Here is a 24,418-nt window from a genome sequence, read left to right on the forward strand (position 1 = left end):
GTGTCCAAAAGCAGAGAGACCCGGACGGTAGCGGAACCGTCCGGGTCTATCCAATGCCTGTTGATGATGTCTGTAATCGTACCGGCTGATCAGGCCGCCCGCACCTCGGCGACGAAGGTCTTCAGGGCGCGGTCGATCGAGGACGAGCATTCGGCGAGCCGCTGCGTCGCTTGGCCGACTTCTCCGGCCGAGCGCCCGGTATCGGTTGCCGCGTTGTCGACATCGACAATGGCGGTGCGCGCGGCATCGGCGTGATCATTCGCCTGGGCTATGGCGCGCGAGATTTCGCTGGTCGAAGCCTGCTGCTGGTCCACCGCCGCGGCGATCGCCGTGGTGATCTGGTCCATTGCACCGATCGTTTCGGTGATCGTGTTGATGGCGCCGACGGTCGCAGCGGTCGCCTGCTGCATGCGGTTGACCTGGGAGGCGATTTCCTCGGTCGCCTTGGCGGTCTGCCCGGCCAGCTGCTTCACCTCGGCGGCGACAACCGCGAAGCCCTTGCCCGCTTCGCCCGCGCGCGCCGCCTCGATCGTGGCATTGAGCGCGAGCAGATTGGTCTGCTCGGCGACCGCGGTGATCAGGCCGATGACCTCGCCGATCTTGCGGGCGGCGCCATCGAGTTCGGCGACCCGGCTGGACGTATCGCCGGCTTCCTTGACCGCACGGCGGGCAACGTCGCTGGACGAGGCGACCTGGCGGCTGATCTCACCGATCGAGGAGGAGAGCTGGGTGGCGGCTCCCGCGACCGAGTTCATGTTCATGGTTGCCTGATCGGTGGCCTGCGAGGCGGCACTGACCTTGCCGCCCATGGAACGGGATGCGCCATCGAGATTGTTGGCACTGGTGTCGAGGGCCCCGACGGCCTGCTCGGCCTCGGCGATGCGCTGGGCCATATTGGCCTCGAAGCCCATCACCACCTCTTCCAGGCGCTGGGCACGCCGGCCGCGCTCCTCGGCATCGGCAAGCCGTGCCGCTTCGGCGCTGCGGGCCTCACGAGCCGCATCGCGCAGCACCACGATCGACCGGGTGAGGTCGCCGATCTCGTCGCTGCGCTTGGTCGGTTCGATCGCCGATTCAAGGTCGCCTCCCGCAACGCGCTCGATGGCCTTGGTCGCGGCCACGAGCGGCTTGACCGAGCGGCGCACCACGACAACCGCAAGCAGCGCCAGAATGACCACAACGCCGGCCAGCATGAGGCTCATGGCCGTCATCGTGCTGATGGCTTCGGCCGCGAATTGCTCGGTCGGAATGCCGATGAACAGGATGCCGGCGACCTGGCCGTTGGCGCCGATGACCGGCTGATAGGCCGTGTAGAACGAGCGGCCGAACAGCATGGCCGGGCCGTAATAGGCTTGCGCCTGCTTCAACGGGACATTGGCCGGATGGTCGGGCGCGAGCGAGGTTCCAACCGCGCGGTCGCCGTTCTCCTTCTTCAGATTGGTCGTCCGGCGGATGAAGGCGCCCTTGTCGTCGGTGACGAAGATCGTCGCGACGCCACCGGCCGCCTGAACGGTCCGGTCGACGATGGCGTGATCGGTGAAGGTCGGCATCGCCGGCGCCCGGACATCGGCGACCCGTTCGCCCGAGATCGACAGGCGGGCATCGGGATAGGCCGCCTGGAACAGGACGGCGAGCGTCCGCATGTTCGTCTGGGCGTCGTGCAGGGCGCGGGTCTGATTGCGTGACTGGATCAGCGTCCAGCCGGACGCGATGATCGCACCTGCCGTGACGATCAGCAGGCAGACGACGAAGGCAACGGCCTTGGCGCCGAAGGAGAGCTTGGGAAATCGCAGCGACATGCGGGGGACAACCTCCAGTGGTGTCTGGAGGATGCCTGCCGTTGGTTAATGTTGTGAAAATGAGGACTTCCCACGAGGGAATGCTGCGGAAAAAGTCAGAATACCGATCAGAGTTGGCCCGAACTTACTCTGATTTCGGTAGATCAGTACCGGCCAACAGCGCCCTGGCGCGGTTGCTGTCATCGTGCATCTGCACAACCAGCGCATTCAGGTCGTCGAATTTCTTCTCGGGGCGGATGTACCCACCGAAGGCGACATCGACGATCTGCCCGTAGAGATCGCCGGCAAAGTCAAAGACATGAACCTCCAGGAGGGGGGGGCCGTTGTCGACGGTCGGGCGGCGGCCGAAGCTCGCAACGCCGTCGTGCCACACGCCACCGATGGCAATCTTCACCGCATAGATGCCGTGGGCGAGTTCCGTTGCGGGGGCCAGCGCCAGATTGGCGGTGGGAAAGCCCAGCGTGCGGCCGAGCTTGGCCCCATGGATGACCTCGCCCGATACGCTCCAGGCGTGGCCGAGGAGGCGATTGGCGACGTCGATCCGGCCGGCGGTCAGCGCCTCGCGGATGGCGGTCGACGAGGCCAGCACGCCGTCGACGCTGAAGGGCTGGACCTGGATCACGTCGAAACCGCCGATTGCGCCTGCCTTGACCAGGCTGTCCGGCGTGCCCCGGCGGCCTGCGCCATAGTGGAAGTCGCCGCCGACCACGATGGCGCGCGCCTGCAGCCAGCCGACCAGCACGTCCGCGATAAAGGCTTCCGCGCTCAGCGCCGCGAAATCCCGGTCGAAGGGCGCGCAGGCAATGCCATCGACGCCGAGCCCCGCCAAAAGGCGAAACTTGGTTGCCGGGTCGGTCAGGCGGAACATGGGCCGGTCCGGCTGGAAGAAGGCACGTGGATGCGGCTCGAAGGTGAGCGCAAGCGTCGGGCTGCCGGTTCGGCGGGCCTGGGTCATCGCCGTGGCGATGACATGCTGGTGTCCGCGATGCACGCCGTCGAAATTGCCGATCGCCACCACGCCCCCGGCGAGGCCGACGGGCAGGGGGGCAGGACGCACGAAAACCGGCGCATCCGCCGCGCTGTGCGAGGGCGGCAGGGTCAGTGGCATGGCATCTGGATGAGACGAGGGTCGGTCACGGCGCGCGGACCCTGCCGCCCCGGACCGATATCGTCAAGCACATCGGGTGTCAGGCGGCGGCGACCAGTTCGGCGCGCGAGGGAACGCGCACCCAGGCCTCGCCGTCCAGAACGACCGTCGCATCGACGGCACATTCGCAGGCGAGACGCACCCGCTGGCGCGCCTCGATGATCTCGGCCACCTCGACATGGACCCGCACGACATCGCCGATCTTCACCGGCGCCTTGAAGTTGAGCGTCTGCGACAGATAGACCGCGCCGGGGCCCGGCAACCGCGTGCCGATCACCGCCGAGATCAGGCTCGCGGTATAGAGACCATGGGCGATCCGCTGGCCGAACCGCGTCTTCGATGCGTAGAGATCGCTCAGATGGATCGGGTTCTGGTCGCCCGAAATATCGGCGAACCCTACCACGTCCTGGTCGGTCACCGTCTTGAGGACAAGCTCCGACAACCCGATGGTCAGGTCTTCGAAGGCCATGGAACGGATCGAGCGAACGGTCATGCGGTCATCTCCGGGGGCGCGCACCATCGCGCCCCTTCTTGTGCATTGCAACAATACGCCGGATGGCGGGGAAAGTTCAATCCGCGACCGCTTCGCCCTCGATTTCCACCAGAAGTTCGGGCCGCACCAGCGCGGCGATCTGGAGGAATGTCGCAGCGCAGCGATGGTCGCCGAGCTTGGCCTGCCGCACGGTACGGAATGGCACGATCGCGTCCGGCACTGTCACATAGGTGACGATCTTGACGAGGTTGGCGATGTCCATGTCGCCGGCGCGCAGCACGGCGATCAGGTTGTCGAAGGCCTGTGCGATCTGGGCTTCGAGGCCTTCCGGGACAGTGCCGTCGGGCGCCATGCCGATCTGGCCGGAAATGACCAGGCGGCGGCCCGACAGCGCGTGGGCGGCGGCATGGCTGTAGCTGGGCGAGGGGGCGTGAACGGTCGGGGGATTGAAGAAGGTCGGCATTGGTCAAGCACTCCGGCAGGTGAATCAGGGCGGCTATCCTAGCGCGGGAAATTCTCCCGGTCGCAGCTGAACCGGCGAGACGAATCACGTCGATTCGGGGCAAGGTTTGGCCCGTTCACCTTTGGTTGAAGGACTTGAGACCACTCGCCAATGCCTCGTTCGGGTTCCTTCTTCGTCGCTCTGTGCATGACCGCGATCGCTGCATCGGTGGCAGCCCTGTGCTTTCTGGCCGGCGGCGTCGAGCTCGGCTATGCGCTGGCGATCGGCTTTGCCCTGCTGCTGGCCATGGTCATCGGCCATCTGGGAGCGCTGCAGTCCGGCTCCCGCCAGATGATCGAGGCCCGCCTTGCCGATCTGAGCCGGTCCACCGGCGAGTTCGGTCGCGACATGGCCGAATTGTCCAGCCGCCTCGACCGGTTCGAGACCTCCATGCTCGACCGGACCCTGGCCGCCACCGAGCCGATGGCCGAGGAGATTGGCGAACTTGGCGCTCTGGTGAAACAGTTCGCCGAGACGCTGCAGGTCCATGAGGCCGCCATCGTGCGCGCCACCGCCGCGCCCGCCATGGCCCCGCAAAGTCAGCCGGCGGCCCAGCAGCCAGCGCCGCAGCCGGCCTATCAGCCAGTGGCGGAACCAGCCCCGAGAATGGCGCCGCCCGCGCCGCCCGTCCCCGTCATGCAGCGCTATGGCGAAGCGCTACGCCAGCGCCTCGACCCCGTCCCCCCCGCGCCGCGCCGCGCGTCCGCGCCCGATCCGACCCTGCCGGACATTTTCGCCGGCATGACGCGCGATGACGCCCTGTCGATCGTCGACGAGGCGATCGCCGCCAAGCGCTACGACCTGTTCCTTCAGCCGATCGTGACATTGCCGCAGCGCAAGGTGCGCTGGTACCAGGCCTCGGTCCGGCTGCGCAGCGCCGACGGCGCTGTGCTGCAACCGGCCGATTATCGCGAGCTTGCCGAGGGCACAGGCCTGATGCCGGCTCTCGATGCCGAGACGCTCGCCCGCTGCATCCAGGTGGTCCGCCGGCTAACCTCGCGCAACCGCGATGTCGGCCTCGTCTGCGACCTCTCCGGCGCATCGCTGGCCGATGCCGCCTTCTCCAACGAGATGGTGGAATCGCTCGACGCCGCCCGCTCGGTCGCCGGCTCTCTGGTGCTCAGCTTCCGGCATGATGCGCTGCGCGCCATGTCGCCGCTCGATATCGAGACGCTGAAGAGCCTGATGGACTACGGCTTCCGCTTCTCGCTCCACGGTGTCGGCGATCTCAGGATCGAACCGCGCGACCTCGCCGAGAAGGGCTTCCGGCAGGTCAAGGTACCGGCCGAGCTGATGCTGTCGCGTGGCCAGGATGTCAGTCTGGCGATCCATCCGGCCGATCTGCCGAGCCTGTTCGCCCGTTATGGCATCGAGCTGATCGTCGACGACATCGAGAGCGAGCAGATGGTCGTCGACCTGCTCGACTACGACGTGAAATTCGGCCAGGGCGTGCTGTTCTCGCCGCCCCGTCCGGTGCGGGCCGAGGTGCTGGCCGGCGCCGAGCCTGCCGGCATTCCGCCCACCCAGGCATCCGCCCAGCCGACCCTGTCGCGGGCTCCGCGCACCGAGCCCCGTCCCGATCCGCGCCCCGCGCCACAGGGTCCCCAGTCGATTGGCGCGGCGGCGCTCGCCGCCGGCGCAGTGCCCCAGGCACGCGACCAGCGCCGCCCGGCGGGTATCGGCCAGGGATTGCGCGCGCTGATCCGCGACCGGTCCTGACGCTGCTCGCCGCGATGGGCTAGGATAAGCCATGCCGGTCCGCCAGCTCCCCGAAGGCATCGTCAACCGCATCGCCGCCGGCGAAGTGGTCGAGCGCCCGGCTGCCGCCGTCAAGGAACTGGTCGAGAATGCGCTGGATGCTGGCGCTGGCCGCATCGACGTGCTGATCGGGGCCGGCGGGCGGCGGCTGATCCGGGTTGCTGATGATGGCCAGGGCATGACGCGCGACGATCTCGCGCTCTGCATCGAGCGGCACGCCACCTCCAAGCTCTCCAGCGACGACCTGCTTGATATCCGGACCCTCGGCTTTCGCGGTGAGGCGCTGCCCTCTATCGGCGCGGTGTCGCATCTGCGCATCGTCACCCGCCATGCGAGCGAGCCCCATGCCTGGGCGCTGTCGGTCGATGCCGGCGACAAGGCCGGGCCCATGCCGGCAGCGCTCGCCAAGGGCACGCGCGTCGAGGTCGAGGACCTGTTCTACGCGACGCCTGCCCGGCTGAAGTTCCTGAAGACCGACCGCTCCGAAAGCGCGGCGGTGGTCGATGTGGTCAAGCGCCTGGCGCTGGCCCATCCGACCGTCGCGTTCTCGCTGGCTGACGACGAGGGTGGGGTCCGCACCTATGCGGTGCAGGCCTTCGGCGAAGCCGGCCTGCTCGCCCGCATCGGCGAGGTCATGGGGCGCGACTTCGCCGACAATGCCATGCCGCTCGATGTCGCGCGTGGCGGCATCCGCCTGTTCGGCTTTGCCGGTCTGGCGACCTTCCACAAGGCGACGGCGGGCAGCCAGTTCCTGTTCGTCAACGGACGGCCCATCCGCGACCGCCTGGTCATGGGCGCGCTGCGCGGTGCTTATGCCGACGTCATGCCGCGCGACCGCCACCCGGCCGTGGCGCTGTTCCTGGAGCTCGATCCGCACGAGGTCGACGTCAATGTCCACCCGGCCAAGACCGAGGTCCGGTTCCGCGACAGCCAGCTGGTGCGTGGGCTGATCGTCGCCGCCATCCGCGATGCCATTGCCAGGGCCGATCCGACAACCGCCTCGACATTGGCCGCCGCCACCGTCACGGCGTTCCGGGGACCGTCCGGGCGGGGTGGATCTGGCCCAGCCTGGGACTGGCGGTCCTCGCCCATGCGGCCGGTATCAGGCTTCGGCGAGGCGGCGCAGGCAGCCTTCGCCCAGAGCCCGTTCGATCTCGGCGCAGCTCCCTCCGCGGATGCCCGGGCCTCCACCGCGCCGATCGATCCGGACGATCTCGACCGTCCGCTCGGCGCCGCCCGCGCCCAGGTCCACGGCACCTATATCGTCGCCCAGACCCGCCAGGGCATGGTGATCGTCGACCAGCACGCAGCCCACGAACGTCTCGTCTATGAGCGGCTCAAGCGCCAGATGGCCGAGACCGGCATTGCCCGGCAGACCCTGCTCATTCCGGTTGTCGTCGAGCTCGACCCTGCCGATGCCGCACGGCTCTGCGCGCGTGCAGGCGACCTCGAACCTTTCGGCCTGGTGATCGAGAGTTTCGGCCCCGGCGCCGTCATGGTCCGCGAGACCCCGGCCATGCTCGGCGATGTCGATGCCGAGGCGCTGGTGCGCGATCTCGCCGAGCACCTCGCCGAATGGGACTCGACCGATCCGCTGGAGCGCCGGCTCCTGTCGGTGGCCGCCACCATGGCCTGCCACGGTTCGGTGCGCGCGGGACGGCTGCTGAAACCCGCCGAGATGAACGCGCTGCTCCGTGAGATGGAGGCAACGCCGGGCTCCGCCCAATGCAACCATGGTCGGCCGACCTCGGTCTCGCTGTCGCTGACCGATATCGAGCGGCTGTTCGGCCGGCGGTGAGGCTTCGGCCGACCAGCCCTTAATAGCGGGCACGGTTTTTCGTCATGGCCGGGCTTGTCCCGGCCATCCACGCCTTCAACGGCCGAGCCAACGGAACCCAAGACGTGGATGCCCGCCACAAGGGCGGGCATGACGACGGTGAGTGCTGTCCATTGCGCAGGCCCGTCACCCCTTCCGGCTCTCAAGCAGCTCCGCCGGCGTCGCATCCAGCGCTAGCTCGATCCGGCGCTTGAGATTGTCCTTGATCGGCTCGCAGGCGGCGAAGATCTCCTTCACCTTGAAGAAATCCAGCACGCGGAAGCCCTCGACCGGCGGCCGGAGGTGAATTGTCGGCCGGTGCTCGGCAAGCCGGATGCCGCTCAGAACCTGCATCATCAGCGTCACCGACCCGAACAGGGCCTGCCACGGATCCGGGATCGTCTCGTCGATGGTGCGATCATGGGCCGAGCCGTCGAGCACATCGACCGCGATGACGATCGGCTGGCTCGCCTGATCGACCGCCACCGGATTGATCGTGCCGCCATCGATCAGCACGCGCCCGCGGTGGAGCACCGGCCGGAACGCGCCGGGGATGGCCATGGAGGCCGCGACCGCCGGAATCAGCGGTCCATCGGCAAAGGTCACATCGACCCGGGCATAATAGTCGGCGGCCACCACCTTCAGCGGGATCGCCAATTCCTCGAATGTCTGCGGCACTGTCGACGGCAGCAGGCCATCGAGCAGCTTCTGCGGGTCGATCAGCACCGGATTGGTGAAGCCGTTGGTCAGCATTTCCGTGAAGCGGCCAACGCGCGCTGCAAACACCCGGCGCAGCACTTCGGGCTTCATGCGGAACACGTCGAGCGCATAGGTCCTGAGGTCCTGCCCACTCATGCCGGCGCAATAACAGGCGCCGATGATCGCGCCGATCGAGGTGCCGATCACTTCCGCAGGCTTCAGCCCCAGTTCGTCCAGCGCCTCGAGGACGATGACATGGGCGAGGCCCTTGGCGCCGCCGCCGCCCAGCACGAGCGAGATCGGCGGCCCGGATGGGACCAGGGTCTGGCGGGGCTCTGGAAGGGTCATGGCCGCATTCTATAGCGCGGACCAGCGTCCCGCGGCAGCCGAAATGCGCGGGCATGGCTTGCGGCGGCAGGGAACGCGGGCTTTCATGGCCGCCCCTCGTCAAGGCTCGCACGCATGTCCGATTCTCTTCGTCTCGATCCCTCAGCCTTCGATCCGGCCCACGTGCCCGCCGACCAGCTGGCGGTCAATGCCGCGATTATCAAGCGCCTGCAGAGCTTCGACAATTGGTCGGCGGCACCCGCCATCATCCGCCAGATGCGGCGCGAGGGCAGGGGCGCCTTCCCGGCCCCCGTGCCATCGCCGCGCGCCACCACGATGACGATCGACGGCAAGCACGGCCCGATCGGCCTGCGGATCCTCGGGCCGGAGAACCCCAAGGCGGTCTATCTCCACATCCACGGTGGCGGCTGGACGCTCGGCACCGCCGATGGCCAGGACCAATGGTACGAGCGCTTCGCCGACCGGCTCGGCATCACCACCGTCTCGGTCGACTATCGCCTCGGCCCGGAGGACCCCTATCCGATGGGACCGGACGACTGCGAAACCGCCGCGCTCTGGCTGGTCGCCGAGGCGCAGAAGCGCTTCGGCACCGACCGCCTGCTGATTGGCGGCGAGAGCGCCGGCGCCCATCTCTCGGTTGTCACGCTGCTGCGCCTGCGCGACCGCCACGGCATCATGCCGTTCTGCGGCGCGAACCTGCATGCCGGCTGCTACGACCTTGGCCTGACGCCTTCGGCGCGCAACTGGGGCACCGAGAAGCTGGTGCTCAACACCCGCGACATCTCGATGTTCGTCCGCCATTTCCTGGTGCGCGGCGGCGATGTCTGCGATCCCGATATCTCGCCGCTCTGGGCCGACCTGAAGGGCATGCCGCCCGCGCTGTTCACGGTGGGATCCAGCGATCTTCTCGTCGACGACACGCTGTTCATGGCGCCGCGCTGGGTGGCGGCCGGCAACGCAGCGAGCCTCGAGGTCTATCCCGGCGGCTGCCACGTGTTCATCGCCTTCCCTGGCCAGAACAGTGACCGCTGCCTCGACCGGATCGAAGGCTTCATGCAGGGCGCGATCGCCGCTTGAGCTCTATTCGGCCGCCTGTTTCAGCACCCGCCACTGGGCGAGCAGCGCGCGCAGCGCCGCCGGCTTCACCGGCTTGTTCAGGAGGTGGACATTCTTGGCCTGCGCCCGGTCGCGCACCTCCTGGGAGCGGTCGGCGGTGATCAGGATGGCGGGCAGCGTCGCGCTGAACCGCCAGCGCAGCTGGGTCACCACATCGAGGCCGTTGCCCTCGTCCAGGTGATAGTCGACGATCAGCACATCGGGCACCACGAGGTCGTCGTTCAGCGCCTCATGGGCCTCGCGCCAGCTGGCCCCGGTGATCGTGTGGCAGCCCCAGCCCGCCAGCAGAACGCGCATGCCTTCGAGGATCTTCGGCTCGTTGTCGATGGCGAGCACGATCAGCCCGTCGAGCGGCGCCGCCGCGAAGGGCTGCGGCTGCGGTCCCGGCTGTGTCGCGGGCAGGGCCGGCGCGATGGGCAGCTCGACCATGAAGGAGGAGCCGCGGCCGACCTTCGACTTGATGGTCAGCCGGTGCTCCAGCACGCGGGCGATCCGCTCGACAATGGACAGGCCAAGGCCGAGGCCGCGAGCGATCTTGGCGCCCTGCTCGAGACGCTGGAACTCGTGGAAGATGATCCGCTGCTTGTTCTGCGGAATGCCGGGGCCCGTGTCATGCACCTGCAGCGACAGCTTGCGGCCGCGCCTGCGGCAACCGACCACGACGCCGCCCTTGGACGTGTACTTGATCGCGTTGGAGATCAGGTTCTGCAGCAGGCGACGCAGCAGGCGCCGGTCGGAATGGACGGCGAGGCTGGAGGGCACGAAGGTCAGTGTGAGCCCGCGCTGGCGGGCCATCGGCTGGAATTCCACCGCCAGCTGGCGGAACATCTCGTCGATCCGGAAGCTGGAAATCTCCGCCTTCATCGCGCCGGCATCGAGCCGCGAAATGTCGAGCAGCGCGCCCAGGATCTCTTCCACCGCTTCGAGCGAGGCATCGACGTTCTCGACGAGGCGCGCGTCATCGCTGCCGGCCTGCCGCTCAACCAGGCTGGTCGTGTAGAGCCGGGCGGCGTTCAGCGGCTGCAGGATGTCGTGGCTGGCGGCGGCCAGGAACCGGGTCTTGGAATGGTTGGCCTCGTCGGCCTCGGCCTTGGCCTGGGCGAGTTCGGCATTCAGCCGGGTCAGCTCCTCGGTGCGCTCGCGCACGCGGCGCTCCAGCGTCTCGTTGGCGCGCTCCAGTTCTTCCGCCGCAGCGACACTGGCTGTCACATCGGTATAGGTCGTCACCACGCCGCCATCGGGCAGTCTTGCCGAGCGCACCTCGATGAACAGGCCGCGCTTGGCCAGGCGCTCGGTCTGCGGCTCGCTTGAGTTCAAGAGCCGGTCGGCGCGTTCGGCCACCAACACGCGGGTGTCGCCTTCGCCGAATTCGCCGCGCGCGGCGAGGCTCATCAGCACATCGTCGAAACCGGCGCCGATATGCAGATCTTCCGGCGGCAGGTCGAGCACCTCGGCAAAGGGGCGGTTCCACACCATCAGCTTGCCGTCACGGTCGAACACGGCGACGCCCTGGCGCGCATGTTCCAGTGCCGTCTGCAGCACCTCGCGATTGTACTGCATGGCCGCATTGGCATCGTCGAGCAGCTTCAAGGCATCGGTGGTCGAGACCGAGCGCTTCTTCAGGAGCAGCGACAGGACGAGCCGCGACGAGGCCGTGCCGATGGCGGAAGCCAGCAGGCGTTCGGCATAGCGCAGCAGCTCGATATCGGCTTCCGACGATCCCTGCGGTTCGCCGCCGCGCTGCTGGCCATAGCTGCGGAAGGCGGCGGCGGTGCGCTCGGCGCCGAGATAGCGGGCGACCGTGCCATGCACTTCGTCGACCGAGACGGCGGAGCGCCAAAGCCGGAAGCTCGGCGCGAAGTCGGAGGGCTCGGAGGGCGCGAAGACCTGGGCCTGCAGCGTCTCGATGGCGATCGGCCGGCGCGACAGCGAGGCCGCGAGAAACACCGCGAGATTGAGCAGGAGCGACCAGAACACGCCGTGGGCGAGCGGCGGCAGGGTGACGCCGAACAATTCCTGCGGCCGCAGCGCCGCGATCCCGAACGGTCCCTCCGAGATCAGCTCCGGGCTGATGGCGCCGGTGGTCGCCAGCATCGGCAGGAGCAGCGTGTAGGTCCACACCGCCAGCCCCACCGCCATGCCCGCCACCGCCCCGCGGGCGGTGGCGCTCCGCCACATCATGCCGCCGAAGAAGGACGGCGCGAGCTGGGTCACCGCCGCGAACGACAGGAGACCGATGGAGGCGAGCTGCGCCTCGCCGGCAATCCGGTAATAGAGATAGGCGGCAATCATCACGCCGAGAATGATGGTGCGGCGGATCTTCAGGATGGTCGGACCGAGATCGCCCGGTTCGTCGCCGCCCTGCGCCGATGATGGCAGCCGGCCCCGCAACTTCAGCAGCGACGGGATCACCACGTCGTTCGAGATCATGATCGACAGCGCTACGCTCGCCACGATGACCATGGCGGTGGCCGCCGACAGGCCGCCGATGAAGGCGGCAAGCGTCAGCACCGGATTCCCGCGCGACAGCGGCAGTTCGAGCACTGTCATGTCGCTGTCGAACGATCCCGCCGGAAACAGCAGCAGCCCGGCAATGGCGATGGGCAGCACGAACAGGTTGATCAGGACGAGATAGGCCGGAAACAGCCAGGACGCCCGCCCCACCTCGCGCTCCGAATGGCTCTCCACCACCACCACATGGAACATGCGCGGCAGCAGGATGGCGCAGACGAAGGACAGGACGCTCATCGCCAGGAATGTCGAGAAATCCGGCCAGCGGATCACATGTTCCATGATGTCGGGACGCGCTGCCACCTTTGCCGCGATATCGCCGACGCCGTCGAAGATCCAGAAGGTCACATAGATGCCTATGGCGAGGAAGCAGACGAGCTTCACCACCGATTCGGCGGCCACTGCCAGCATCAGGCCGTCCTGATGCTCGGTCGCGTCGGCATGGCGGGTGCCGAACAGCATGGCGAAGGCCGCCATCGCCATGGCGACCAGCAAAGCGAGGTCGCCGAAGAACGGCAGCTCCTGGGTGGCATTGACGATGCCGCTCGGCTTGATGGTCGTCAAAAGCGAGTTGGAGACAGCCTTCAGCTGCAGCGCCACATAGGGGATCGTGCCAACCGTCACGATGAGGCAGACCATGGCCGCCACCGCCTGGCTCTTGCCATAGCGTGCGCCGATGAAGTCGGCGACGGAGGTGATGTTCTGCGCCTTCGCGATCCGCACCATGCGGGTGACCAGCGGCCAGAACAGGCCGAACATGAGCGCGGGACCGAGATAGATCGCCAGGAAGTCGAAGCCCGAGCGCGAGGCAAGGCCGACCGATCCGAAGAAGGTCCAGGACGTGCAATAGACCGCTAGCGACAGGGGATAGATCCAGGCCCGGCTGCGCAGCGCCGCCGTGGCCTTGGTGCGCTGCCGGTCGCCCCAATGGGCAAGCAGGAACAGGCCCACGAGATAGGCCAGAGCCGATATGATGATGACCAGGCCGAGTGACATGTTTGGCCGGAATTCCTCTGGGCCGGAGCGGCAAACTCACCACGGCGCGCGCCGCCTGTCCATTCGTCCGCTGGATATGTGACGCTGGGTCAGGTGGCCGGTTGCAATCGCCGGGCGGAGCCGCCACTGTCGTTTGCCGGGCCCGATACGGCCTGCCGAAGCGCAGCGGACAAGGACAGGACCATGCTTAACGAGTTCAAACAGTTCGCCCTGAAGGGCAATGTGGTCGATCTCGCCATCGGCGTGATCATCGGCGCAGCCTTCGGCAAGATCGTCGATTCGATGGTCGGCGACATCTTCATGCCGCTGCTCGGCGCCATCGTCGGCGGTCTCGACTTTTCCAACTATTTCATCGGGCTGAGCAAGGCGGTCACCGCTGGCAATCTCGTCGATGCGCAGAAGCAGGGCGCGGTCCTCGCCTATGGCAAGTTCATGACCATCGCGATCAATTTCATCATCATCGCCTGGGTCATGTTCATGGTCGTCAAGGCGATGAACCGGCTGAAGAAGCAGGAAGCCGCCGCTCCCGCCGAGCCGCCGGCCCCCTCGACGGAAGTGGTGCTGCTCACCGAGATCCGCGATCTCCTGAAGAAGTAGAAGACTTTCAAGACGGCCCGCTGGTTGTCGTCATGCCCGCCCTTGGGCGGGCATCCACGACTTGCCTAACCTTAAGCGGAAGCCAAAGACGTGGATGGCCGGGACAAGCCCGGCCATGACGAAAGACCTTGGGCTCTTGTGAGCTTCCAAAGGCGCTGTTTGCCAGTCAGGCCGCGCGCAGGATCAGGATCTGGCTGTCGCCGGCTTCGCGCTTCTCCAGGAGCGTGAAGCCGTCCGGCAGGTCGACCGTCACCTCTGCGGCCTCTTCGACGATCACCAGCGCCTGGCGCGTCAGCCAGCCGCCATCGCGCAGACTGATCAGCGCAAGCTCGGCCAGGCCCTTGCGATAGGGCGGATCGAGAAAGGCGAGGCTGAAGGGCTCGAAGGGCGCAAGCGGCCCGAGCTTGGTGGCATCGCGCTTCAACAGCCCGGTAATGCCGGACAATCCGAGCGCATCGACATTGCCGCGGATCAGTCCGCGTCCCTCGGCGCTCTGGTCGACAAAGGCCGCATAGACGGCACCGCGCGACAGCGCCTCAATGGCGAGCGCGCCGGTGCCGGCAAACAGGTCGACGACGCGGGCACCCTGGCACGCGTCGTCATAGGCATGGGCGAGAACGTTGAACAGGCTCTCGCGCAGACGGTCCGAGGTCGGACGGATGGCGTCCGACTTCGGTCCCAGCAAGGTTCGGCCTTTCAGCCGGCCACCGACGATCCGCAAGGCTCAGCGCTCCCGCTTGCCCCCGCCCGGACGGCCCTTGCCGCCGAAGGGCTTGCCACCGAAAGGCTTGCCGCCACCCGGACGATCGCCGAACGGACGGCCTTCGCTGCGGCCGCCGAAGCTCTTGCCGCCACCGCCGCCGAAGCTCTTGCCACCGCCGCCGCCGAAGCTGCGGCCACGATCCGGCCGGTCACCGGAGGGACGATCGCCGAATGGGCGGTCTCCCCTCGGCTTGAAGCCGCGATCCGGACGGTCGCCCGACGGACGGTCGCCGAACGAGCGCTCGCCACGAGGCTTGAAGTCGCGCTGCGGCCGGTCGCCATCGGGACGGTCGCCCCTTGGCTTGAAGCCGCGATCCGGACGGTCGCCGAACGGACGGTCACCGCGCGGCTTGAAGTCGCGCTGCGGCCTGTCACCCGACGGGCGATCACCGAAGGGGCGGTCACCCCTGGGCTTGAAGCCACGATCAGGACGGTCACCGGACGGACGATCGCCGAACGGGCGGTCGCCCCTCGGCTTGAAGTCGCGCTGCGGCCTGTCGCCATCGGGACGGTCACCGAACGAGCGCTCACCCCGGGGCTTGAAGTCACGCTGCGGCCTGTCGCCCGACGGACGATCACCGAACGGACGGTCACCGAACGGACGGTCACCCCTGGGCTTGAAGCCACGATCCGGACGATCACCCGACGGACGGTCGCCGAACGGGCGGTCGCCCCTCGGCTTGAAGCCACGATCCGGACGATCACCCGACGGACGATCGCCGAACGGACGGTCACCCCGCGGCTTGAAGCCACGGTCGGGCCGATCGCCTGACGGGCGATCACCGAACGGGCGGTCACCCCTCGGCTTGAAGCCCCGGTCGGGACGATCGCCTGACGGACGGTCACCGAACGGGCGGTCGCCCCTCGGCTTGAAGTCGCGCTGCGGACTCTCGCCCTCGGCACGCTCGGCCCAGGGCTTCACGTTGCGCTCGCGGTCCGCGAAGCTGCGATCCGGACGATCGCCGAAGGAACGCTCACCCCTCGGCTTGAAGTTGCGCTGCGGCCTGTCGCCATCGGGACGGTCGCCCCTGGGCTTGAAGCCACGATCCGGACGATCGCCGAACGACCGCTCTCCGCGCGGCTTGAAATCGCGCTGCGGACGTTCGCCACGGTCCTCGAAGCGGCTCGGCCGCTCCTCGCGCGCCGGGGCGTCTTCGCCACCGACCCGCTCGACCCGGACGCGACGGCCCTTGGAATCCTCCACCGGCGGGCCGCGACGGAAATCGCGGTCGCCGCCTTCGGCCGGCCGGCTGCCGCCCTTGAAGCTCGGGCGAGCCTTGCGCACCGGCATGGCTTCCGTTGCCTCGCCGTCGCGCCAGATCCGCGGACGCGAGCCGAACTTGTGCTCGGGGCTCTTGCCCTGCGGACGGTTGTCGCCCTCCTCGCGGTCGAACGAGCGCGGGCGCTCGGACCGACCTTCGAAGCGGCTCGGACGTTCGGCACGATCGCCGAACCGGCTCGGGCGCTCGTCGCGGCCACGGGCGGGACGCTCGCTGCGCTCCTCGCGACGGACAGGACGCTCGCTGCGGTCCTCGCGGCCACGGGAAGGCTTGGAACCGCCACGGTCGTCGCGGGCTCCGATCTGCTCGAACACCGGGCGGTCGAATTCGACGCCGGCCAGTTCCGAGAGCTCTTCGCCAAGCTGGTCGCGCAGCACGCGGGTGCGGACCTCGTCCACCTCGCCCTCGGGCAGCTCACCGAGCTGGAACGGACCGAACGACACGCGGATCAGACGGTTCACGTCGAGACCGATAGCGCCCAGCACGTTCTTGACTTCGCGGTTCTTGCCTTCGCGCAGCGACAGGGTCAGCCAGGAATTGGTGCCCTGGATGCGGTCAAGCTCGGCCTCGATCGGGCCATACTCGACGCCGTCGACCTCGATGCCGCCACGCAGACGGTCGAGCGTGTCCTGGTCCACGATGCCGTGGGCCCGGACGCGATAGCGGCGCAGCCAGCCGGTGGCCGGCAAAGCCAGCACGCGGGCGAGACCACCATCGTTGGTCAGCAGCAGCAGGCCTTCGGTGTTGATGTCGAGACGGCCGACGGTGACGACGCGCGGCAGGTCATCCGGCAGTGCATCGAAGATCGTCGAACGGCCCTCGGGGTCACTGGTCGTGGTCACCAGGCCAGCCGGCTTGTGGTAGAGCCACAGCCTTGTGCGCTCGCGCTCCGGCAGCCGCTCGCCATCCACCAGGATCACGTCGCTTTCGACGACGTTCAACGCCGGCGAGTTCAGGACCTTGCCATTGACGCTGACGCGTCCGGCATCGATCCATTCCTCGGCTTCGCGGCGCGAGCAGAGGCCTGCACGGGCGAGAACGCGGGCGATCCGCTCCTCGCCGCGATTGACCGGCTCGAACGAGCGGTCGATCTGGCGCGGCACGGTGTTGCGGTCGCGGGTTGCGCGGCCTTCCGTGCGCTTCGGCTGGTCGTCGCGCTCGGAGGCCGGCGGACGGGCGTCGCGCGGGTCGAACCGGCTGGTCCGCTCATCGTCACGCTCGCGCGGCTGACGCTTCGGAGCCCGGGTAAAGCCAGCCTGCGCGGCCAGCGCCTTCACTACCGGATCCTCGTCGATGTCCTCGAGGAAGGCGGGAACGTCGTCGTCGAGCTCGATCTCGAGATCGGCGTCGGGCTCGAACGTGGCCTTGGCCTTGCCGGCCTTTGCGGGCTTGGCGGCCTTTTCAGGCTTGGCGGGCTTTTCGATCTTGGCAGCCTTGGCCGGCTTCTCAGCCTTGGCCGGCTTCGGGGCCTCGACGGCCTCGGGCTCGGCAACAACCTTGGCGGCCTTGGCCGACTTGGCGGGCTTGGCAGCAACCGGAGCGGCTTCCACCGGCTCGGCCTTCACGGCCTTGGCCTTGGCGGCCTTCGCCGGCTTGGCATCGACGACGATGTCGGCCTTGGCAACAGCGGCCTTCTTCGGCGCAGCAGCGGCCTTCGGAGCAGCAGCCTTTGCCGCAGCCTTCTTGGGCGCAGCAACCTTGGCGGGTTCGGCAGCCTTCGGCTTGGCAACCGGGGCGGATTCGGGCTTGTCAGCTTTCGTGACGGCCTTCGCGGCCTTCTTCGGCGCGGGCTTGGCGGTCTCGATCAGAACGGTGGCGGCGCTCTCGTCAGCGGCGGCTTTGCTCTTGGATGTCTTGGTTGCGACGGCCTTCTTGGCGGTCTCTGTCATGCCGTTGGAATCGGCTTTTCGCGTCCGGCCGGTAGCCGGGCGATCCTTGTCGCTCTTGCGGTTCATAGGTGTCTCGTGAGATCGGGTTGTCGCGGCGCCATCCGGCGTGCGCGGCCGGGAACCCCGGCAGGAATGGGCGCCTTTAGCACGAACGAGCCGAAATGGCGAGAGAAGACGAGCATGCGTCGTTAACGCCCATGGCGGCAGCCCTCGACGAGGCGCGGCTGGCGGCGGTGCGCGGCGAGGTTCCGGTCGGCGCGGTCTTGGTCAAGGATGGCCAGATCATCGCGCGTGCCGGCAACCGGACGCTGGCCGACCATGACCCGACAGCCCATGCCGAGATCGTCGCGATCCGCATGGCCTGCCAGGCCTTGGGCTCCGAACGGCTGCCGGGTTGCGATCTCTATGTGACGCTGGAGCCTTGCCCGATGTGCGCGGCGGCGATCTCGTTCGCGCGCATCCGCCGGCTCTATTTCGGCGCCTCTGATCCGAAAGGCGGGGCGGTCGAGAACGGCGTCCGGCTCTATGGCGACCCGACCTGCCATCACAAGCCCGAGGTCTATGGGGGCATGAGCGAGACCGAGGCCTCGCACCTTCTCAAGGACTTTTTCCGCAGCCGCCGCTAGAGGCGATCAAAGCCCGCGCTCGCCGGCCTTCCGTTCCATCGCGATCATCCGCGTGATCAGGATGACCGGGATGAGGCCGATGGCAACGATCACCAGCGCGCCTGTGGACGCCTGGGCCAGCCGCTCGTCGGAAGCGAGATTGTAGACGCGCACCGCCAGCGTATCGAAGCCGAAGGGGCGGATCACCACGGTTGCCGGCAATTCCTTCAATACGTCGACGAAGGCGACGAGACCGGCGGTGAGCAGGGGGCGGCGCAGCATCGGCGCATGGATCGCGCGGGCGACTTCACCGGGCGTCGCACCGAGCGTGCGGGCGGCGGCATCAATCGAGGACGGGATCTTGCCGAGGCCGGCCTCCAGCGGCCCGACGGCCACGGCCAGGAACCGCACGAGATAGGCATAGATCAGGGCGGCCGCCGTACCCGACAGGAGCAGGCCCGGTCCCCAGCCGGTCCAGGCTTTCAGCCAGCCGTCCAGTGCATTGTCGAAGGCGCCGAGCGGCACCATGATGCCGACCGCGATCACCGTGCCCGGCACGGCATAGCCGATGCTCGCGACCCGAAGCGCGCCGGATGTCACCGGTCCCGGCGCCAGCCGCACCGCATAGGTGACGATACTGGCGATCGCCACGACGACCAGCGCGGCAATGCCGGCGAGCAGGAACGAGTTCTGCGCATAGATGAGGAAGCGGGGGCCGAGCAGCGGATCGCCGCCCGAGAGATGCAGGCGCACGAGCGAGATCACCGGCAGGACGAAGCCGAGCAGCACCGGCGCCGCGCAGGCGGCAATCGCCGCGGCCGCGGCGAAGCGGGTAAGCCTGAGCGGCGCGATCTTGCGATGCCGCCGCACACCTGCCCCGAAGCGCCGGCCGCGCCGCGCCAGCCGCTCCATGACGATCAGCAGCAGAACGAAACTCAGAAGCCCGGTGGCAAGCTGGGCTGCCGCTACCCGGTCGCCGAGCCCGAACCAGGTCCGGTAGATGGCGGTGGTGAAGGTGGTGACGCCGAAATATTGCACCGTGCCGAAATCGGCGAGCGCCTCCATCAGGGCCAGCGCCACGCCGGCGGCAATGGCCGGCCGCGCCATCGGCAGGCCGACCCGGAAGAACGCCGCCCAGGGGCTTGAGCCCAAGGTCCGGGCGGCCTCCAGCACGCAGGTCGACTGGTCGAGAAAGGCGGTACGGGCCAGCAGATAGACGTAAGGGTAGAGCACCAGGACCAGCATGGTGCCGGCCCCCCAGAGCGACTGGATGTCGGGGAACCAGTAATCGCCGCGCGCCCAGCCGAAGGCCGCCCGCAAGCTGCCCTGGACCGGGCCGGCATAGGCCAGAGCATCGGTATAGGCGTAGCCGATGATGTAAGCCGGCATGGCGAGTGGCAGCAGCAGCAACCATTCCAGTGCCCGCGATCCCGGAAACCGGCAGAGCGTGACGAGCCAGGCCGTGCCGACCCCGATCACCGCAGTGCCGACGCCGACCACGAGGATCAGGCCGACCGTGTCGAACAGGATTTCCGGCAGGACGGTGCGGGCGAGATGCGAGAGCGCATCGCCCGAGGGCTGGAACAGGCTTGCCGCCACCGCCAGGATCGGCAGTGCGACGAGCGCCGCAAGCCCGAGTGCCAACCCCATGACGGCGAGCCGCCCGGCCGATCGGTTCGGCCGGGCGCGCTCAACAGATCCGTCGAAGAAGACTGCTTCGGTCAATCCGTCACTTCCAGCCGGCACGATCCATGATCTTCAGCGCCTCGGCATTGTTGGCGGCGAAGATGCGGGCATTCAGGGAATCCGCCTTGAACGTGCCCCAGGCCTTGACGACCGGCGGCCATTCGACGCCGGCCACCACCGGATATTCCGAATTGCCGAAGGCGAAATAGCGCTGCGCCGCCGGCGTCGCCAGATATTCCAGATAGGCCTTTGCGGCGTCCAGGTTCTTGGCTTGGCGGGCAATGCCGGCGCCGGAAATGTTGACATGGGTGCCGCGGTCGCCCTGGTTCGGGAAGAGCGGGCGGACCTTGGCAACCGTGTCCTTGTCCTCGGCCTTGTCGGACAAAGCGAGACCTCCGAGATAATAGGTATTGGCCACCGCAATATCGGCCTCGCCGGCGGCAACCGCCTTGATCTGATCCCGGTCGCCACCGCGCGGAGGGCGGGCGAAATTGGCGACGAGCCCGCGGCACCAGGCCTCCGTCTTCTCCGCGCCGTGGGCGGCCAGCATCGCCCCGGTCAGCGACTGGTTGTAGACATTGGTCGACGAGCGGTTGACCACCTTGCCCTTCCACTTGGGATCGGCGAGGTCCTCATACGTTGCGATGGCGCCCTCAGGCACCCGCTCCCTCGAGACGACGAGGATGCGTGCACGGGTCGAGAAGCCGAACCAGTGGCCCTCGGGGTCGCGGTAGCTTGCCGGAATCCTGGTTGCCAGCACCTCGGAGGTGAAGGGCTGCAGCAGGCCCATCTCGCGGGCCCGCTCGGCGCGGCCGGCATCCACCGTCACCAGGATGTCGGCCGGCGAATTCGCGCCTTCCGAGCGCATGCGCTGCAGCAGAGGGTCGGCTTCCGCCTCCACGCGGTTGATGGTGATGCCGGTCTGCTTGGTGAAGTCCGAATAGAGCTGCTCGTCGGTGTCGTAATGGCGCGACGAATAGAGGTTGAGGACGCGGGTCTGGGCGCGAAGAATGGCCGGGCTGGCGACGAGAAGGGCGGCCCCGCCAATGAGGGCGCGGCGCGAGACGGTCGTGGTCATGTCTGTTCTCCTTGGCCGTTCAAGGCGGCACAGGATGGAATGCGGATAGGCGAAATCTGAACGTGGCGCATCCTAATGCGGGAAAAAATCCGTGCAAGACCAAGGAGATAGATTGGAACGGATCAAATCTGCAGATTGGAATTGCTATAGGGAGGCGGAATTGTTGAGACAATCTATCAACATGACCGGCCTCTGAATCCTGGCGCAGCCCGAACCGTCCCGCCGCGGCATACCGGTCCGGTCACGCCAGGATGTTGATGACCATCGTGCCGGCGTCGATCGGAGCAGGCGCGGAAAGCGTATCGCTGGACTGGCTTTCGCGCGCAGCGACCGTATCTTCGAGATCCTGGATCTCTTGCTCCATGCCGGCCTTGGCCTTTTCCGCCGCGTTGGCGTCGGGATCGGCGGCGTTCTTGTCCTTCAACTGGCGCACGGCGCGCTCGATGATCTGGCGGGCTTCGCGTCCGGCATCCTTGAACTTCTGCACCATCTCGCGCTCGCCGCGCGCCTTGTTGGCCGCCGCATCGATCTCGGCGGCTTTCTCCCGATAGCCTTGCCCGAGCGTCTGGCGGGCCTCCTCGGCCTCTTCGGGCGTCTGGACCTTGTCCTTGTCCGGCTTTGCGGCTGAATCGGCGGCCGCCTCCGCCGCAGGCGCGGCTCCCTGTGTCGCGGCATCTGCCCCCTCGGCCGGGGGCTCTGCTGCCGCCGTCGAAGGCGCGGCCGGCTGCGCCGTCGCAGATGGGCCGCCTTCGGACTTGAGCGCGCCGGCATATTCCTTGGCCGCGGACTTGATCTCCTCCGCGATGGCCTTGGCCTGGCGGGCGACGGATCGCGGGTCGCCGCCGTAGAGCTTCAGCATTTCCAGTTTCTTGCGCGCCTGATCCAGCTTGGCCTCCGCGGCGGCTTTCCGGTCGGCAACCATGTTGCTTCTGGCCTGCTTGAGCGTACCCACCAGATCATTGGAGGTCTTCAGTCCCTCGGCCTGCTCTTCGGTGAGCCCTTGCGCCAGCGTTGCGTTTGAACCGGCGGCATTGGGTTGAAGGATCGAAAGCGCCATCGCGGACCGCGACAAGGTGATGGTCACGAACGGGTTGGTCGAGGCGGCTTTCCCGGCAGGGGTGTCGGAGGCCCCGGATTTGGCCCGGGCGCTGGGCTTGTCGCGCAGTGTGTCGGAGGCCAGGCCGAGACTGGACGATATCGTGGACGAAATGGCCATGCCCGACCTTGCCGATCGATTGTGAAGCTGATGAACGCAGACAGCATCTGCCCCATCAAGATGTGTGATCGTCCAAGGTGGTTAAAAAGTTATGAATATCGGCCGATCTGAAGTCATATGAGAATATGGCGCAAATGAAGGGTGCCGCGAAATCATGGAGATACATGCGTGTATCGTCAGCCGGCGAACAAGTGATGCTGGAAAATATCAGCGGCGATCACGTCGCGCCGAAGGCGGCGCTCGCGGCCACATAGGCGTCGGTGCGGAACGCCTTGTCGGCGCGCCCATAGACCAGCGGCGCACCCTCAGGCGATGTGACCCGGCCACCCGCGCCGGCCAGCACCGCATGGCCCGCGGCAATGTCCCATTCGGTGATCGAGGCGAAGCGCACCGTGACGTCGGCGCCGCCCTCCGCAATCACCGCGAATTTCAGCGACGAACCCATGGCGAGCCGGTGGGTGACGTGGTGCTTGGCGAGATAGGCCTCGCCGCCGGCATCGGGGTGAGACCGGCTGACCAGAGCCAGCGCGCCCTCGGGCGGCAGGGAACGCGTGCGGATCGCGCTCCGCTGCGAGGCTGACGCAATGGGCGCCCCCGGCACGATCTGCATCGCCTCGGCCTTGTCGCCCATGCCGATCCAAAGCCGCTCCCGCGCCGGGGCATAGACCAGGCCCGCAATCGGCACGCCGGCCGAGATCAGGCCGATATTGACGGTGAACTCGCCATTGCCGGCCAGGAACTCCCGCGTCCCATCCATCGGATCGACCGCGATCAGGAGATCGGTCGAGGCGGGCAGGCGGCCGGCTGCCGCCGATTCCTCGGCCAGCACCGGCACGCCCGGCAAGAGCGTCGCAAGGCCGGCCAGGATGATCTCCTCGGCCTCATTGTCGGCGGCAGTGACGGGCGAGCCGTCGGCCTTCATCGTGGCGCTCGCGCCATAATGGCTCATGATCCGGGCACCGGCTTCCGAGCAGAGGGTGCCGAGGGCTTCAAGCAGAAGAGAATCGCGGAATCGCTGGGGCATGGCCCTGTCTAGGCCTACCGCACTGCCCGCGAAAGTCCGCCAATTGGAACTCCTGGGCCACAGCCCCGCCTCTTCATCCTTTGTTTACCGCCTTTCTTCGGATCGGATTCACTCCGGTTCGGCATGATGAAGAGGGCGTTGATTAAAACGTTCCGATTTTCGGGAAAGCCGATGAGTATCGCGTTCGGCATGGGCACGCGGGGCCGCAAGGCCCTGAAATGGTTGGCGTTCGCCGCCGTCGGGCTGTCGCTCGCGGCCTGCGGTCGCTATGCCTACGAGCGCCGCGAGCAATGGCGCTCCGACCTTGAGAGCCGCTGCATGTCGTCCGGCGCCGTGCAGATGACGCGCTATGTCCAGCGCGGCGGCGCCGCCATCAACGGCCCCGGCGGCTGCGGCATGGACTATCCGCTGCGCGTTGCCGCCCAGTCGCAGGGCCTTGTCGCCTATAACCAGCCGCAGACGCTCGCCTGCCAGATGGTGCCCACGGTGGATCGCTGGATCGCCAATGTCGTGCAGCCTGCGGCCCAGCGCTGGTTCGGCGCCGGCGTCGTCGAGGTGAAGGCCGGTTCCTTCAATTGCCGTGGCATTCGCGGTGGGTCCAGCAACCGCATGTCGGAACACGCCTACGGCAATGCGCTCGACGTCTTCGCCTTCGTGCTGTCGAACGGCCATACCGTGGTGATCCGCCAGCACTGGCGCACCGACGGTCCGGACTCAGCCTTCCTGCGCGAGGTGTTCATCCGCGCCTGCGATCATTTCACCACAGTGCTCGGCCCCGGCTACAACGCCTTGCACTATGACCATTTCCACCTCGATCTTGCGCGCCACGATCCCCAATGGACCCGGCGGGTCTGCCGGCCCCGGCCGGAGACGGTCATGATGCCGCAGAACGCCCAGCCGTTCAGCCAGTTCGGCTCGCAGTTTGGCGGCCAGCAGCAGCAACCCTTCGGCCAGCAGCAGCCGGGCGCCTATCGCCAGCAGGCCCCGTCCGGCAACCAGGGCTCCTTCGGGCTACTCGCACCCCGCTGATGCGCCGTGCTGCCTTTCGATCGTCGCACTGATCGCCTATCTCTGGTGTGTCAGAACCAGGGACGGC

At 67.6% G+C, this 24,418-nt stretch carries 18 protein-coding genes; 6 read left to right on the top strand and 12 right to left on the bottom strand.

Annotated elements, in window-relative coordinates:
* Window positions 1–89: 89 nt before the first annotated feature.
* The 4 genes from E8L99_RS09795 to E8L99_RS09810 form a co-directional block, all read right to left on the bottom strand.
* Window positions 90–1,799, bottom strand: coding sequence for a methyl-accepting chemotaxis protein (locus E8L99_RS09795; protein WP_137099357.1), 1,710 nt, complete (start codon window positions 1,797–1,799; stop codon window positions 90–92).
* A 124-nt stretch (window positions 1,800–1,923) separates the two neighbouring features.
* Window positions 1,924–2,907 (bottom strand): bifunctional riboflavin kinase/FAD synthetase, encoded by a 984-nt coding sequence (locus E8L99_RS09800; protein WP_137099358.1) that lies wholly within the window; start codon window positions 2,905–2,907, stop codon window positions 1,924–1,926.
* Between the two features lie 79 nt (window positions 2,908–2,986).
* The gene (locus tag E8L99_RS09805; protein WP_137099359.1) at window positions 2,987–3,439 is read right to left on the bottom strand and encodes a MaoC family dehydratase; all 453 of its coding nucleotides are present in this window, start codon (window positions 3,437–3,439) and stop codon (window positions 2,987–2,989) included.
* A gap of 76 nt (window positions 3,440–3,515) precedes the next feature.
* Window positions 3,516–3,902, bottom strand: a complete 387-nt coding sequence (locus tag E8L99_RS09810; RefSeq protein WP_137099360.1) for a RidA family protein — start codon at window positions 3,900–3,902, stop codon at window positions 3,516–3,518.
* A 186-nt stretch (window positions 3,903–4,088) separates the two neighbouring features.
* Between E8L99_RS09810 and E8L99_RS09815 the strand changes: the two genes are divergently transcribed.
* Together E8L99_RS09815 and mutL are read left to right on the top strand one after the other, a co-directional pair.
* Window positions 4,089–5,660 carry an EAL domain-containing protein gene (locus tag E8L99_RS09815; protein WP_168201627.1) on the top strand — a complete coding sequence of 524 codons (1,572 nt, stop codon included), beginning with the start codon at window positions 4,089–4,091 and terminating at the stop codon, window positions 5,658–5,660.
* Window positions 5,661–5,691: 31 nt separating this feature from the next.
* Window positions 5,692–7,497: a DNA mismatch repair endonuclease MutL gene (gene mutL / locus E8L99_RS09820; protein WP_137099362.1), complete on the top strand. Its 1,806-nt coding sequence runs from the start codon at window positions 5,692–5,694 to the stop codon at window positions 7,495–7,497.
* Window positions 7,498–7,662: 165 nt separating this feature from the next.
* Here mutL and E8L99_RS09830 read toward each other — a convergent pair whose 3' ends face one another.
* Window positions 7,663–8,562 carry a patatin-like phospholipase family protein gene (locus tag E8L99_RS09830; protein ID WP_137099364.1) on the bottom strand — a complete coding sequence of 300 codons (900 nt, stop codon included), beginning with the start codon at window positions 8,560–8,562 and terminating at the stop codon, window positions 7,663–7,665.
* A 114-nt stretch (window positions 8,563–8,676) separates the two neighbouring features.
* Here E8L99_RS09830 and E8L99_RS09835 point away from each other — a divergent pair, with 114 nt between their 5' ends.
* Window positions 8,677–9,639 carry an alpha/beta hydrolase gene (locus tag E8L99_RS09835; protein ID WP_137099365.1) on the top strand — a complete coding sequence of 321 codons (963 nt, stop codon included), beginning with the start codon at window positions 8,677–8,679 and terminating at the stop codon, window positions 9,637–9,639.
* A 3-nt stretch (window positions 9,640–9,642) separates the two neighbouring features.
* Here E8L99_RS09835 and E8L99_RS09840 read toward each other — a convergent pair whose 3' ends face one another.
* Window positions 9,643–13,185: a hybrid sensor histidine kinase/response regulator gene (locus tag E8L99_RS09840; protein ID WP_137099366.1), complete on the bottom strand. Its 3,543-nt coding sequence runs from the start codon at window positions 13,183–13,185 to the stop codon at window positions 9,643–9,645.
* 183 nt (window positions 13,186–13,368) lie between these two features.
* Between E8L99_RS09840 and mscL the strand changes: the two genes are divergently transcribed.
* Window positions 13,369–13,782, top strand: a complete 414-nt coding sequence (mscL, locus tag E8L99_RS09845) for a large conductance mechanosensitive channel protein MscL (RefSeq protein WP_137099367.1) — start codon at window positions 13,369–13,371, stop codon at window positions 13,780–13,782.
* A gap of 166 nt (window positions 13,783–13,948) precedes the next feature.
* Here the strand turns inward: mscL and rsmD are convergent, their stop codons facing one another.
* A complete protein-coding gene (gene rsmD, locus E8L99_RS09850) occupies window positions 13,949–14,503 on the bottom strand; it encodes a 16S rRNA (guanine(966)-N(2))-methyltransferase RsmD (protein WP_137099368.1) in 555 nt (184 codons plus the stop codon).
* 3 nt (window positions 14,504–14,506) lie between these two features.
* The gene (locus E8L99_RS09855; RefSeq protein ID WP_137102057.1) at window positions 14,507–16,927 is read right to left on the bottom strand and encodes a pseudouridine synthase; all 2,421 of its coding nucleotides are present in this window, start codon (window positions 16,925–16,927) and stop codon (window positions 14,507–14,509) included.
* A gap of 983 nt (window positions 16,928–17,910) precedes the next feature.
* On the opposite strand from E8L99_RS09855, the gene E8L99_RS09860 reads away from it, so the two are divergent.
* A complete protein-coding gene (locus E8L99_RS09860) occupies window positions 17,911–18,339 on the top strand; it encodes a nucleoside deaminase (protein ID WP_137099369.1) in 429 nt (142 codons plus the stop codon).
* A 6-nt stretch (window positions 18,340–18,345) separates the two neighbouring features.
* Here E8L99_RS09860 and E8L99_RS09865 read toward each other — a convergent pair whose 3' ends face one another.
* From E8L99_RS09865 to E8L99_RS09880, 4 genes are all read right to left on the bottom strand, one after another.
* Entirely contained in the window at window positions 18,346–20,043 is a 1,698-nt protein-coding gene (locus E8L99_RS09865) for an ABC transporter permease (protein ID WP_252511319.1), read from the bottom strand.
* A gap of 4 nt (window positions 20,044–20,047) precedes the next feature.
* A complete protein-coding gene (locus E8L99_RS09870; RefSeq protein WP_137099370.1) occupies window positions 20,048–21,082 on the bottom strand; it encodes a Fe(3+) ABC transporter substrate-binding protein in 1,035 nt (344 codons plus the stop codon).
* Window positions 21,083–21,323: 241 nt separating this feature from the next.
* Window positions 21,324–22,298: a hypothetical protein gene (locus E8L99_RS09875; RefSeq protein WP_137099371.1), complete on the bottom strand. Its 975-nt coding sequence runs from the start codon at window positions 22,296–22,298 to the stop codon at window positions 21,324–21,326.
* A gap of 217 nt (window positions 22,299–22,515) precedes the next feature.
* Window positions 22,516–23,322, bottom strand: a complete 807-nt coding sequence (locus E8L99_RS09880) for a 3'(2'),5'-bisphosphate nucleotidase CysQ family protein (RefSeq protein WP_137099372.1) — start codon at window positions 23,320–23,322, stop codon at window positions 22,516–22,518.
* A 171-nt stretch (window positions 23,323–23,493) separates the two neighbouring features.
* Here E8L99_RS09880 and E8L99_RS09885 point away from each other — a divergent pair, with 171 nt between their 5' ends.
* The gene (locus E8L99_RS09885) at window positions 23,494–24,351 is read left to right on the top strand and encodes an extensin-like domain-containing protein (RefSeq protein WP_168201628.1); all 858 of its coding nucleotides are present in this window, start codon (window positions 23,494–23,496) and stop codon (window positions 24,349–24,351) included.
* The last annotated feature ends 67 nt before the right edge of the window (window positions 24,352–24,418 follow it).

The sequence above is a fragment of the Phreatobacter aquaticus genome, assembly GCF_005160265.1.
Lineage (GTDB): Bacteria > Pseudomonadota > Alphaproteobacteria > Rhizobiales > Phreatobacteraceae > Phreatobacter > Phreatobacter aquaticus.